The 13,206-nt window shown below is 40.2% G+C and carries 15 protein-coding genes; 8 read left to right on the top strand and 7 right to left on the bottom strand.

Translation table 11 applies throughout. The features are described from left to right. Window positions 1-20: 20 nt before the first annotated feature. On the bottom strand, window positions 21-896 hold the full coding sequence (locus B5X60_RS17035) for a polysaccharide deacetylase family protein (RefSeq protein WP_079703945.1): 876 nt from the start codon (window positions 894-896) through the stop codon (window positions 21-23). Window positions 897-950: 54 nt separating this feature from the next. On the opposite strand from B5X60_RS17035, the gene B5X60_RS17030 reads away from it, so the two are divergent. The 6 genes from B5X60_RS17030 to B5X60_RS17005 all read left to right on the top strand — a co-directional run bounded on the left by B5X60_RS17030 (window position 951) and on the right by B5X60_RS17005 (window position 5,887). Next, window positions 951-2,285: a DEAD/DEAH box helicase gene (locus B5X60_RS17030; protein WP_245803557.1), complete on the top strand. Its 1,335-nt coding sequence runs from the start codon at window positions 951-953 to the stop codon at window positions 2,283-2,285. Between the two features lie 19 nt (window positions 2,286-2,304). Next, on the top strand, window positions 2,305-2,508 hold the full coding sequence (locus B5X60_RS17025; protein ID WP_245803556.1) for a DUF1456 family protein: 204 nt from the start codon (window positions 2,305-2,307) through the stop codon (window positions 2,506-2,508). A 69-nt stretch (window positions 2,509-2,577) separates the two neighbouring features. Beyond that, window positions 2,578-2,940, top strand: a complete 363-nt coding sequence (locus B5X60_RS17020) for a hypothetical protein (protein WP_079703942.1) — start codon at window positions 2,578-2,580, stop codon at window positions 2,938-2,940. 232 nt (window positions 2,941-3,172) lie between these two features. Further along, window positions 3,173-4,429, top strand: coding sequence for a DUF5690 family protein (locus B5X60_RS17015; protein WP_245803555.1), 1,257 nt, complete (start codon window positions 3,173-3,175; stop codon window positions 4,427-4,429). A 27-nt stretch (window positions 4,430-4,456) separates the two neighbouring features. Next, the gene (locus B5X60_RS17010; RefSeq protein WP_079703940.1) at window positions 4,457-5,533 is read left to right on the top strand and encodes a phosphotransferase enzyme family protein; all 1,077 of its coding nucleotides are present in this window, start codon (window positions 4,457-4,459) and stop codon (window positions 5,531-5,533) included. Window positions 5,534-5,698: 165 nt separating this feature from the next. Continuing rightward, window positions 5,699-5,887 (top strand): cold-shock protein, encoded by a 189-nt coding sequence (locus B5X60_RS17005; protein WP_079703939.1) that lies wholly within the window; start codon window positions 5,699-5,701, stop codon window positions 5,885-5,887. 87 nt (window positions 5,888-5,974) lie between these two features. On the opposite strand, the gene clpB is transcribed toward B5X60_RS17005, so the two are convergent. The 3 genes from clpB to B5X60_RS16990 form a co-directional block, all read right to left on the bottom strand. Then, window positions 5,975-8,587 carry an ATP-dependent chaperone ClpB gene (clpB, locus tag B5X60_RS17000; RefSeq protein WP_079703938.1) on the bottom strand — a complete coding sequence of 871 codons (2,613 nt, stop codon included), beginning with the start codon at window positions 8,585-8,587 and terminating at the stop codon, window positions 5,975-5,977. 129 nt (window positions 8,588-8,716) lie between these two features. After that, window positions 8,717-9,445: a DUF3667 domain-containing protein gene (locus B5X60_RS16995; protein ID WP_079703937.1), complete on the bottom strand. Its 729-nt coding sequence runs from the start codon at window positions 9,443-9,445 to the stop codon at window positions 8,717-8,719. A 146-nt stretch (window positions 9,446-9,591) separates the two neighbouring features. Beyond that, the gene (locus tag B5X60_RS16990; RefSeq protein WP_079703936.1) at window positions 9,592-10,203 is read right to left on the bottom strand and encodes an NUDIX hydrolase; all 612 of its coding nucleotides are present in this window, start codon (window positions 10,201-10,203) and stop codon (window positions 9,592-9,594) included. On the opposite strand from B5X60_RS16990, the gene pyrE reads away from it, so the two are divergent. Then, window positions 10,202-10,861, top strand: a complete 660-nt coding sequence (gene pyrE, locus B5X60_RS16985) for an orotate phosphoribosyltransferase (RefSeq protein ID WP_079703935.1) — start codon at window positions 10,202-10,204, stop codon at window positions 10,859-10,861. The two genes, B5X60_RS16990 and pyrE, sit on opposite strands and share 2 nt — an antisense overlap. Further along, on the top strand, window positions 10,858-11,259 hold the full coding sequence (locus tag B5X60_RS16980; RefSeq protein WP_079703934.1) for an SRPBCC family protein: 402 nt from the start codon (window positions 10,858-10,860) through the stop codon (window positions 11,257-11,259). Before pyrE ends, B5X60_RS16980 begins: the two co-directional genes overlap by 4 nt. A gap of 4 nt (window positions 11,260-11,263) precedes the next feature. Here the strand turns inward: B5X60_RS16980 and coaD are convergent, their stop codons facing one another. From coaD to B5X60_RS16965, 3 genes are read right to left on the bottom strand one after another with little or no spacing between them, the layout of a single operon-like run. After that, window positions 11,264-11,725 (bottom strand): pantetheine-phosphate adenylyltransferase, encoded by a 462-nt coding sequence (gene coaD / locus B5X60_RS16975; protein WP_079703933.1) that lies wholly within the window; start codon window positions 11,723-11,725, stop codon window positions 11,264-11,266. Between the two features lie 57 nt (window positions 11,726-11,782). Beyond that, a complete protein-coding gene (locus B5X60_RS16970; protein ID WP_079703932.1) occupies window positions 11,783-12,319 on the bottom strand; it encodes an RsmD family RNA methyltransferase in 537 nt (178 codons plus the stop codon). Then, window positions 12,310-13,161 (bottom strand): DUF3822 family protein, encoded by an 852-nt coding sequence (locus tag B5X60_RS16965; protein WP_079703931.1) that lies wholly within the window; start codon window positions 13,159-13,161, stop codon window positions 12,310-12,312. Before B5X60_RS16965 ends, B5X60_RS16970 begins: the two co-directional genes overlap by 10 nt. Between the last annotated feature and the right edge of the window lie 45 nt (window positions 13,162-13,206).

Here is a 13,206-nt window from a genome sequence, read left to right as displayed (position 1 = left end):
TGAACTAAATTGTTACCTGATTAAAAACTTTTAACAATACTGTTATGCAGTGTTTTTGTGTTCCAGTAACCGCTGGCAATAATCCTGCGAACAGTAAAAAGAGGGTCATTTTCATCTCTTTTTTCAGCAAGAATAAAGGCGGAACTGAATCCTCTCTTCTTTAACTCGGGAATTGCTTCTTTATTCCATAAGCCAAACGGATAAGCAAAATATTTTATGTCTTTTCCAGTCACTTCCTTTAAAGTTTTTGTAGGTTTTTCGATTTGCGTCACCCAGTCTTCGCCTTGATATTTCTTCACATTCTGATGATCGTATGTATGCGATCCAATTACGTGACCTGCATCAGACATTTGCTTTACCTGATCTTTGCTGAGATAGTTTGGTCTTCCAAGCGATACAGTCATAATAAAAAAAACGCCTTTGAAGCCATATTTTTTCATTTCTGGGATGGCGACAGTCCATTGATCCAGCTTGGTATCATCAAATGTTAGCATTATAGGCTTTTTTGGCAATTTAGCTCCATAGGCGAGGTAGTTGTATAATTGATCCGGAAGAATCGTGTTATACCCACTGTCAGCAAGCATTTTCATTTGAGACTTAAATTCAGCCGTTGGCACTATATAATCCTTGCCAACTTTTCCATCTGATGCCGTCCAGTTCCTGATCTGGTGATAACAAAGGATTGGCACCTGCGGCCTGGCAAGTATCTCAGCCGCACTTGCAACTTTTCCGTTTTGTTGCGGGGCAGTTGCTTCCGTGTTTTCATCCTGTATGGCAGGTTCATCAACAGTCTCAACATTGAGGCTATCGGCATTTGATTTCGATTTTGAGTTAGATTGGCAGGCGGAAATAAGAACGGCTGCGGCAAGAAACAGAGGGAATATTCTTTTGATCATGTTTGAAAACGTAAGTATTTGAGGTTTGTTTTTCAGTGAGCGAAAATAAATAAAATGTATTCGATTTTAAGCGACTACCTTTGCCTTATGGTAGAGAAATTTTTGAGAAATCTAAAGATTGCTGAACTCAATGAGATGCAGCGGGCGGCAATTAAAGCTGCCTCAAAAAACGATATAATTCTTCTCTCACCAACAGGATCCGGAAAAACAATTGCCTTTCTTCTGCCAATACTTTCGAACTTAAACGTGGATATATCCGGTGTACAAGCTATGATGCTGGTTCCGTCACGGGAACTTGCTCTTCAAATTGAGCAGGTATTCAAAACCATGGCCACTGGTTTTAAGGTTAATTGTTGTTATGGAGGACATCCGGTTAAGACCGAGAAAAATAATCTTGTTCAGCCCCCGGCTGTCTTAATCGGAACACCAGGACGCATTGCATATCACCTACGTAACGAGAACCTTAATCCAGATTCAGTGCACTCCCTTGTGCTTGACGAATTTGATAAAGCCCTGGAATTTGGTTTTGCCGAGGATATGGAATTCATTATTCGGCGAATGAAAAATTTGAGGCACCGGATACTTACTTCCGCTACAAAAATGCAGGAAATCCCATCCTTTGCAGGAATGCAAAAGCAGGTTGAAGTGGATTTCTTAATGGATAAGACAGTTATCCCTGATCTTAAAATAAGGAAAGTAGTTTCGGAAGCAGCCGACAAGGTTGATACTCTTTTCTCCCTAATATGTAAGATAGGGGATAAGGCAACGTTAGTCTTTTGCAATCACCGCGAGGCTGTTGACCGGATCAGTGAAGTATTATGGGATATGGGTTTAGATCATGGAATTTTCCACGGAGGTATGGAGCAGGAGGATCGGGAAAAGGCTTTGTTGAAATTCAGAAATGGAAGTTACAGAATTCTAATAACAACCGATCTGGCATCAAGAGGTTTGGATATTCCAGAGATTGAGAATGTAGTTCATTATCAGCTCCCTCATAATGAAGAAGCATTTTTACACCGCAATGGGCGAACGGCCAGGATGAATGCAAAAGGAACATCGTATGTAATTCTCACCGAAGAAGAAAATCCTGCATTCCTAACCAACAAGACCGAACTGGTGGAGCTTTCTCCAAATGGTGTAGTTCCTGAAAACACACAATGGGTCACGTTGTATATTGGTGCTGGCAAAAAGGATAAGATAAACAAAATAGACATTGTCGGTCTTTTATTGCAGAAAGGGAAACTTCAAAAAGATGAACTTGGATTGATTGAAGTTCAGGACTTTTCCTCCTACGCTGCAGTAAGAAGGTTGAAAGTAGAAAATACGTTAAAGCTTATTAAGAACGAAAAATTAAAGAATAAACGTGTTAAAATAGAAATTTCAAGATAAGATGAGTAACAACGATATCATGAAAAAGCTTCGAGTAGCTCTTAAGCTAAACGATCAGGAGATAGTAGATATATTAAAGTTGGTTGATTTTGCGATCACTAAATCTGAACTTGCAGCTATATTCCGTAATAAAGAACATGAAAACTTTAAGCCCTGTGGCGATCAGATCCTGCGTAATTTCTTAAACGGACTTATTATTTATAAACGAGGCCCCAAACCTTAAAACTTCTATAGATACCTTCCTTGAACAATACTGAACTTTATCTGTTGTATTGATATAAACTTTAAGATCATGGCAACAGAAGATAAAAACAACGGATTTACAGAAAATAATTCTGACAACTCAAGGAATAATAACGGAACCATTGGCGGCGCTGGTGGAGTTGAAAATGAACCCAAAGGAAGCCTTCATGAGATGACAGAACGGGCAAAGGTTCCAGAAGCGAACGAGCGTGGCATCCGTGAAAACGAAGAAAACCACATGATTGGAGATCAAAAGTATGAAGGCGGATCATATGCTAAAAATGAAATTGATCCCAATAAACCCGGCAGCCAGAACCCGGAGGGTAAGACTATCAGATATCCAAAAGACAGCTATAACCACCTTGATAACCCAGGTGGCACATCCGAAGAAGATTTGGACAACAATAACTGATTTCCAAACACAATTATTTTAAGGCTATTTCCACTACAGGAAATAGCCTTTTCTTTTACTGGAATCTCAGATCGGTGGATTTATTGACATACCCGCCAACTCGCATAATATTCGCAGGAATTTTTTCATTGTCAAAGGTTTTGCTACCTTCCTTTCATTAATTAATTAAGATTGATATAATTTCTCCGTAGAAGTGGCTCTTTTTAATCCCAAGCAGATCAAAGGCACAAGCTTGCAGATCGGAATCTATTCCGCAATCACTGTTTTCCTGACATATACCATGGTTTTCGGTTTTAGAAAATCATTTACGGTTGCAACATTTGATGGTTACGAAATAGCAGGATACAGTTATAAGACGATCCTGGTACTGAGCCAGATGCTGGGTTATATGCTGGCAAAATTTTATGGCATAAAATATATTTCGGAATTGAAACGGAGCGGGCGTGGGAAGATCATCTTGCTGCTTACAGGTATATCCTGGCTCAGCTGGTTGTTCTTTGCAATAGTCCCACCCCCATTCAATGTAGCATTCTTATTCATAAATGGGTTTCCCCTCGGGATGCTATGGGGAGTGGTTTTTTCATATGTTGAAGGTCGGAGAAGCACGGATTTTATAGGAGCAACACTTGCTGTTAGTTTCATCTTTGCGTCCGGTTTCGTTAAAACGGTTGGTGCCTGGCTGCTGGTCAAATTTAATATTTCTGAGTTTTGGGTCCCGTTCTATACTGGCCTGGTATTCGCAGGCCCGCTGCTGATCTTCGTATATATGATGGAAAAAATTCCTCATCCTGACCGGGAGGACATTGCGGCTAGAACACACCGGGAGCCAATGTCTGCAGAAGACCGGAAAGCGTTCATACGAATGTTTCTGCCTGGTTTGGCTGCTTGTATATTAATCTATTGTTTCGCGACGATCTTCCGCGATATCCGTGATAATTTTGGTGCGGAAATGTGGAAGGAAATGGGCTTTTTCGATAAGCCGGAGCTATTCGCACAGACTGAAATCCCAATCACAATTATCGTTCTAGTATTAGTCGGGAGCATGGTACTTATTAAAAACAGTTATAAAGCATTTATGCTTTCTCATATATTTATTTCGCTGGGATTTATTTGCGCTGGAATATCATCTTACTTGTTTGTCGGGGGAAATCTTGCACCAGTCTGGTGGATGACACTGGTAGGATTGGGCTTATACATGGTGTATATTCCTTTCAACTCCGTGTTTTTCGACAGGCTTATTGCAACTTTCAAACATGTCGGAAACGTGGGATTTTTGATTTACCTGGCGGACTCATTCGGATATATTGGTAGTGTTGGAGTTTTGATGAGCAAGGAAATATTTAAGGTAAAATTGAACTGGGTGACATTTTTTTCAAATAGTGTAATTGTACTATCACTTGCAGGATTGGCTCTGACTATCTTTTCAGCGGTATATTTTATGGGTAAACACCGCGCGATGCTTGACGCGCCGGAGATTAAGAAAGCGTAGATTAATTTTGTTTATGAGAGGATTTAAATGAGTAGTACGGTAGAAAAAGTAGCAGAGAAGTATGGTTATAGTCCGGATCAAATTCAATCGCAAAAATTTGGTACCGGGCATATTAACTCAACGTACCTGCTCTCAGTTGACGGAGAGGATAAAAAGTTTATTCTCCAAAGTATTAATCAAAACGTTTTTAAAGATCCGCTTATCATCGCTCAGAATGTCCGGCTGGTCGGGGAGTACTTAAAGAAAAACTACCCTGAATATCTATTTGTCGGCTCAATCCCTGCACTTAGTGGGGAGGAAATGCCGCTTGTTGATGGAGTTTATTGGCGAATGTCCCGCTTTATTCCAAACTCTGTTGCATACGATACGCTGAGTGATCCTAAACAGGCATTCGAAGCTGCCGAACAGTTCGGGCGGCTTAGTAAACTTCTTAGCAGGTTTGATCCCTCTTTGCTTCGACCAAGTATTCCGGGATTTCACGATCTTAATCTTCGTTACGATCAATTTAAAGAAGCCCATGCAAATGCTGAGGAAGGACTTAAATTAAAGGCTTCCCATCAAATTGAAACAGCTTTGAGCCATAGTTTTATTGTGGACTTTTTCAATTCTTATAAAAATTCGCCCGATTTCCCGGATCGTGCCATGCATCACGATACCAAGATCAGTAACATGCTTTTCGACAAAACTACAAATGAAGGGCTTTGCGTAATTGATCTCGACACGCTGATGGCGGGAAAATTCATTTCAGATCTTGGAGATATGATGCGTACCTATGTATGTGCATTCTCTGAAAATGAAGCTGACATGGACAAAATATTCATCAGGGTTGAGTATTTTGAAGCGATCATAAACGGATACTTAAAGGAGATGGGTTCGATTCTGACAAATACAGAAAAAGACCTTATCTTATTTTCAGGAAAGTATTTGATATATATGCAGGCCCTTAGATTTCTAACGGATTATCTGAACGGAAACGTCTACTATCCAATCAGCTATCCTGAGCAAAATCTTGTGAGAACGGTCAATCAATTCAAATTACTTTCGGAGTTTTTCAGTAAGGAAAAGATTCTCCAAAGCATCGTGGATAAATGCCTGCATAGTTGATGTGAACCCCTACACCCGATCATCTAATTTCCCAGGTCATTTCTTTTTTTATTAAAATCCACTCGGCATATAATAATTATCAATTTTATATATTTAGATATTGCAATTAATTAACTAATTTGCATAAAACACTTAAACTATTTTAATAACTAAACAATTAATTTAATGGAAACCGGTACAGTAAAATTTTTCAACGAGTCCAAAGGATTCGGATTTATTACACAAGAAGATGGCAAAGAAATTTTCGTTCACGTTAGTGGACTAAAACAGGATATAAGACAAAATGATAAAGTAGAATTCGAAGTAGAAGAAGGCAAAAAAGGCCTTAGCGCTGTTAATGTAAGGCTAGCATAATTCTAAAGACTTTAAAAGATTAGATCCTAAAAAGGAAAAAGCAGCTCTGATTTCTTCAAAGCTGCTTTTTTTTGTCCTTAGCCCAGCTTACTCCCCGGAGTCAGTACTATTTGTATTTAGGAATACAAATTGATTGTCAAACATATCAAGCTTAATTTTGCTGTCTTTATCAACTTTTCCGGAAAGGATATCCTTCGAAAGTTCATTCAGGATCTTTTTCTGGATCACTCGTTTCAACGGTCGTGCGCCAAACTGTGGATCATAACCAAGTTGAGCGAGCCAGTCGAGAGCTTCTTCGGATGCTTCGATCTCGACCCCCATTTCAGCAAGAGTATCCTGTACACCTTTGAACTGAAGTGAAACAATATCCCTTAATTCATCCCGATTCAGGGGAGTAAACATGATCAGTTCATCGATACGGTTCAGGAATTCAGGCCTTATTGTTTGTTTAAGAAGGTCAAAAAGCTCGTTCTTCGTTCTTGCTATAACTTCTTCCCGATTACCCTCATCCAACTCTTTAAAGTTTTCCTGGATAAGATGAGAACCGATATTGGAAGTCATAATGATGATGGTATTTTTGAAATCAACCACACGACCTTTATTGTCAGTCAGTCGGCCGTCATCCAGCACTTGTAGCAAAATATTAAATACATCGGGATGTGCTTTTTCAATCTCATCCAGCAAGATAACAGAATACGGCTTTCTGCGTACAGCTTCCGTAAGTTGACCTCCCTCGTCGTACCCCACGTACCCCGGGGGCGCTCCGATAAGCCTTGATACCGCATGTCTTTCCTGATATTCACTCATGTCGATGCGGATCATTGCATGCTCATCATTAAATAGATAATCTGCCAAAGCTTTCGCCAACTCCGTTTTACCTACCCCGGTAGTACCGAGGAAAATGAATGAACCGATTGGCTTGCGTTTGTCCTGAAGTCCTGCCCTCGAACGCCTGATGGCGTCGGAGATTGCTTCGATTGCTTCATGCTGGCCAGCAACTCTCTTGTGCAGTTCAGTCTCCATATGAAGCAGTTTTTCGCGTTCACTCTGGATCATCTTAGTAATTGGAATTCCTGTCCAGCGGGAGACCACACCTGCTATATCATCTGACGTAACTTCTTCTTTCAACATCCGGTTATCGGACTGCGTTTCTTCCAGTTGTTTTTTAAGTTCCTCCGATTTATCCTGCGCCTCTTTGATTTTTCCATAACGGAGTTCAGCGACCTTTCCATAATCTCCTGCACGTTCAGCCTGATCTGCTTCAAGTTTATAAGTTTCTATTAATTCACTCTGAGTATTAATGGAGTCAACCAGATCTTTTTCGGCTTGCCACAAGGCTTTCAGCGAATCACGTTCGCCCGACATGTTAGCAATCTCCTCCGAAAGCTCTTTCACTTTTTTGTCATCATTCTCCCGTTTGATTGCTTCCCTTTCAATTTCAAGCTGCATGATCTTCCGGTTTAGTTCATCCACGGCTTCTGGCACAGAGTCCATTTCAAGCCTCAATTTGGAAGCTGCTTCATCCATCAGGTCGATGGCCTTGTCGGGAAGAAAACGGTCTGAAATATACCTTTGAGATAGCTCAACCGCAGCAATGATCGCTTCGTCTTTGATCCGTACCTTATGGTGGGTTTCATAGCGTTCCTTCAAGCCACGCAGGATAGAGATAGCATCCTGGGTACTTGGTTCATCAACCATGACTTTCTGGAAGCGGCGCTCTAAAGCTTTATCCTTTTCAAAGTATTTTTGGTACTCATTTAAGGTAGTTGCACCAATCGCACGTAATTCCCCTCTGGCCAATGCCGGCTTCAATATATTTGCAGCATCCATGGCACCTTCACCACCTCCAGCTCCAACAAGCGTATGGATCTCATCGATGAAAAGAATGATCTCTCCATCACTCTGGGTCACTTCCTTAATTACTGCTTTCAGGCGCTCTTCGAACTCTCCTTTATATTTTGCTCCTGCAATCAATGCACCCATATCGAGTGAATAAACAGTCTTAGATTTTAGATTTTCCGGAACATCCCCCTGGATCACACGGAAGGCGATCCCCTCTGCAATTGCAGTTTTACCAACTCCAGGTTCACCAATCAGAATTGGGTTATTCTTGGTTCGACGCGAAAGTATCTGTATGACCCGCCTTATTTCTTCGTCGCGCCCAATTACCGGATCAAGTTTGCCAGATTCAGCATATTCATTAAGGTTGCGGGCATATTTGTTTAAAGCATTATAGGTAGCTTCGGCATTTTGGTCAGTTACCCTGGTATTGCCCCGCAACTCAACGATCGCCTTTTTAAGATCCTTTTCATTTACGCCAGCGTCTTTGAGGATTGAACTAACCTTGTCGCCGGTTGCAAGCAAACCTAACAGGATGTGCTCAACGGACACAAATTCATCTTTGAATTCTTTAAGAAAGGATTGCGCCTTTTGAAGCGCACTATTTCCTCCCGATGACAGATAAATCTCGCTTCCGCTGACCTTTGGAAAACTCTGGATTTGTGCATCAACCACTTCAGTGATGCGATTTACATTTATATTTAATTTTTTAAGAAGATAACTAATAACGTTCTCATCGACAGTTAAAAGCCCTTTTAATATATGAGCAGTCTCAATAGCTTGCTGCTGATTGCCGGCTGCTATCTCGGAAGCTTTTTGAATCGCTTCCTGCGCTTTGATGGTAAAATTGTTAAGATTCATATGATCTAAAGTATCAAAACACAGACCATTTGCGTTTAGTTCTTCTTCACCTGCTATAATGTCGTGCCACCTCAGCTTGTTTCTGAATAAATGGCTGAAAGTAAGAGTTTTAACCTGAAATTTTGTCTGCTATGACGGGTTTATCTTATAAGAGATGAATACAGCAATTGATATCATTAGGCTAATAATGCATTGACTTACTACAAATATTAGAGCGCCCTTCAGCCTTGTTTTAAGTGTGTAGTCATTCAAATACTGGCTGCAAGCCCAACTTAGATACAACATAAAAATCGCCAAATAACTGTACACTATCAAATACCAGTAATCTTTAAATATAACACCTAAAGGGAGTACCACGAACGCAAAAAACAGAGATCGCTCACCTGAGACATATGAAATCAATACGAGACCTTCTGCAAAGTTTATGCGCTTTCGGAAGAATAGTGAAGTAAAGTAAGCCATTAACGGGATTCCAAACAATACCACTACATTGAAATGTTTATCGAGAAAATTTGTTACCAGCTTGACCTGATATGGTTGACCGTCTCCGGTTGGCATACTCATGAAATTATTATAGGCAACCAGAATTGTGCTCACCGCGACAATCAGTAATAAGAATGTGAATGGGCTGAAATACGTTTTACGTTTTCCCTCATTGTAATCCCGTGCTACAATACCTGGTTTTGTAAGTAATTGGGGGATAAGATCAAAAAAGCCTTTGTCAGTATGTGTAAACGCATGAAAGAACTGATGAACTGCATGCTCTGTACTCATACGTGCCGTGGATGTGTTTTGCCCGCAAGCAGAACAATAGTTATCTGAGGTTGTAAATTCTTTTCCGCAGTTAAGGCATTCCATTGAAGAGAGTTAGGTTACCTGAAAGATAGGTGCGAATTAGCAAATTAGCAAATTTGGGAATTAGCTAAGTCAGAGTGGTTAATGATTTGAGTAGGACGTTATAAATCTTGCTTTTTTATGAACCCTGATTCAGACGATAATCCCAATCAATATTCAATAACCCTAATCACATCTCTGATCAACGGATATGTGTTTTCGTGCACAAGCATAAAATCTCCTGCGGCAAGCCATCTTGCATCAGTAATCCCTTCTTCGATCTGTGGAGTAAGATCAGGCTGGTTGTTAGCTCTCATCCAATACCATACCGTTTTTTTTATCACCGGCTCCCCGTATACTTCGTAAATATGATAGGTTTTGCAAACTTTTTCCCCGCTGCTATCTATTGAAATCCCGCATTCCTCCTCAACCTCCCGGACTGCTGCTACTCTGAATGATTCGCCTTTGTCAAGCTTACCTTTCGGTAAATCCCATTTACCCTTCCTGAAAATGAACAAATATTTATTTTCTTCATTACTTACCAGCCCACCGCCAGCCTTGATTATTTGCATAGATTTCTTTATCTTTTTAAAGATCTCTTTGAAATCACTGGCTAATAGTAAAAAAGTTTTTGGTGTAGCCTGATCCTTAATGCTAGCATAGAACTTCGGAAATTTAAAGCCTTTTGGTTTAAGTTCCTGATAATCTTCCACATCTGTGGGTATGGAATCTGAGATGATTAAAACGGTTTCATTGATATATATTTTATAAATTTGGGCCATGACTAACAAGGGTGAGATAGAACAAAAAGTAGCAGAATTTCTTCTGCAAATTAAAGCAATTAAATTACAACCGAATAATCCATTTACATGGGCATCTGGATGGAAATCTCCTATCTATTGTGATAACCGTATTACACTCTCTCACCCGTCTATCAGGACATACATTCGTCAAAAATTAACTCAATTAGTTCAGGAAGAGTTTGGGTCGGTTTCAGTTGTGGCAGGCGTTGCTACCGCAGGAATTCCGCAGGGAGCGTTAGTTGCACAGGAATTAGGTCTGCCTTTCATTTACGTGCGTTCAAAAGCAAAGGAACATGGAACAGGAAGCCTGATCGAAGGCGAATTTTCTCCGGGTCAGCGGGTTGTTGTTGTGGAAGATTTAATCTCCACCGGGAAAAGCAGTCTGCAGGCAGTTAATGCTTTGCGCGATGCAGGGTGTGAAGTTGCTGGATTGGTTGCGATCTTTAATTATGGATTCGACGCTGCAGAAGAAAACTTCAAAAAAGCCAAGTGTCCTTTCTTTACATTATCAAACTATAATGCACTTATTGAATACGCTCAGAAGCACAATTTTGTGCTGGAGGAAGATTTAAAACTACTGCGTAAATGGCGCGAGGATCCGCAAGGTTGGGGAGACACTTTAAAAGCTAAGGTATGACCATCATCGAAAGCAAGATTACAGTAAATAAGCCCGTAGCTGAAGTCTACGAATTTTTGGCAGATCTGAATAATCATCAACAGCTGATGCCTGAAAATATTTACAACTGGTCGTCAACGGAGGATGAAGCAAAGTTCACCATTCAAAATATGGCAAAGCTGGCTCTTAAAATTTCTTCGCGGAAAAAGAATGAGGAGATTGTTGCTATTCCTTCAGAGGAGGCACCCTTTGCTTTAGAACTTAAGTGGTCGCTTAGTGATAAAGGTGACGGAAAAACCGTGGCCTTGCATTCGATTTCAGCAGAACTCAACATGATGATGAAGATGCTTGCGTCCGGACCATTGCAAAAGCTGGTAGATCACCAGACGGCTACTTTAAAAAAGGTCCTGGAAAAGTAGATCTCTAAAGCAGATCAAATGCTTCCTTAGGTAAAAATTGCCGTACATCGCCATTATTCCTCATAATATCCCGCACTATCGTCGAGCTTATAGAAGAGTATCCAGGCTTGCTAACAATAAAAATGCTTTCTATTTCAGGAACCAAAGCATGATTCATTTGGGCAATTGCTTTTTCATATTCAAAATCTGAAACTGTACGTATTCCACGAATCATGTACGCTGCCCCAATTTTTTTGCAAAACTCTACGGTCAGCCCTTCGTAGGTTGCTACTTCTACTTTACTGTCATCAGAAAAAACCGCTTCCAGCATTTCTTTCCTGCGTTCAATATTTAAGAAGGCCGCTTTTGTGCTATTCAGACCAATACCGATGACAACCTTATCAAATAATGGGATTGCGCGACGCAGAATATCAACATGAGCTTTTGTTACGGGATCAAAGGAACCTGGGAATAGGGCGATCTTCATACTATAAAGTTAAGGGATAAAAGAGCTATACGCAAAAGTGGGTGTAATAAATAACAACTATTGATGGGTAAAAAAGCTGAACGATGAAGAACCATATTTACGTTGTTCTTTGAAATGTGGGTCGTTGTCAATCTTTTTCATGCTGTGATGTTCGACGATAAGCACGCCATCTGCTTTCAGAATATTTCTTCGGAAGACAATCGGCGCGATTTGATTCATCTGAGGGAGGTCATAGGGAGGATCAACAAAAATCAGATCATACTGATCTGTTTCAACTTCCAAATACTTAAGTACATCGGCTTTCACCGGTTTTACAGAATCTAACGAATATTGTTTAGCAACAGATTTTAAATAATTGTAGCAACCAAAATCACGGTCTACTGATGTAATCGAAGGAACACCCCGTGATGCGAACTCAAGAGAAATATTGCCGGTGCCACTAAATAAATCAAGAACTTTCAGACTTTCAAAGTCAAATTGATTATAAAGAATATTAAAAAGGGCTTCCTTTGCACTATCAGTGGTGGGTCTGACTGGTAATTTTCCGGGAGGATTTAAGCGCAGGCCCTTCAGCCTACCACCTATTATTCGCATAGCTGAAGACTGAATAATGTGAAAAAGGCATTTGGCTTATCCTTTCCCATTTGGTCAGAATATTTGGACAAATCGTTTGATTCGATAAACCGTATATCGCTGAAATATTTTTCCAGCCTTTGATGCACGTCGTCCGTCGATGACACCTTACCGGTTAAAATAATTGGTGTTTTTTCTGTGTCAATATTAGCAGAATCAATCAGGTGCAGCAGGTAGTAATTGAATTCATCCGGATTTGCATATTCAAATGAATTATAAAATTCTAAGTTAAAGTGTTTGTAAACTGCAACCTGAAATTGTTTAGGCTGAATATCAAAGAAGCAAGCCGTTTCGTCTTCCCGATTAAGGTATTTCTGCACACCTTCAATGAAAGGATATGCCTGATTGTAGATTCTAGGCCTGTGAAATATCTTGTTCAAGCCTGAATTTAAGTCAGAATCAATGGCAACGATATTTTTTATTTCAGCTGACGCGATATTGTTGACCAAAAGCTCAGAACTACCTGTTGGATTCAAGTATTTTCCATATTCTTCGCGGATGCCTTCCTGATAAAGATCTGCTGGGATAAACGTGAAATCCGACGAATTGAAAGCTATTTTTACTGAGTTGAAAGCAAATTTAAATTGCCGGTTAGCTTCTGGAAGTCCTTCTATCGCTTTTATGATGTCTTTATTTTGCGCCGGCAGGGTCAACTCATATTCTGCCAGTACCTTAACTTGATTGATCTGCTTATCGATTATAGCATATTGAAAAGTTTCAAGTCCAATCTGTACGAGGAGGTCATACCGGGCTGCCAGCTGCGATTGAAGGTCATCATCAGAAAGATAAAGCAGTTTATTCATCTCTCACAAAAGTATGTTTTCTGTTTAACATTTGTCATTAAATAA

The organism is Daejeonella lutea, assembly GCF_900168015.1.
Lineage (GTDB): Bacteria > Bacteroidota > Bacteroidia > Sphingobacteriales > Sphingobacteriaceae > Daejeonella > Daejeonella lutea.
Note: the sequence above shows the minus strand (reverse complement) of the source record. Positions and strands in the feature narration are given on the sequence as shown.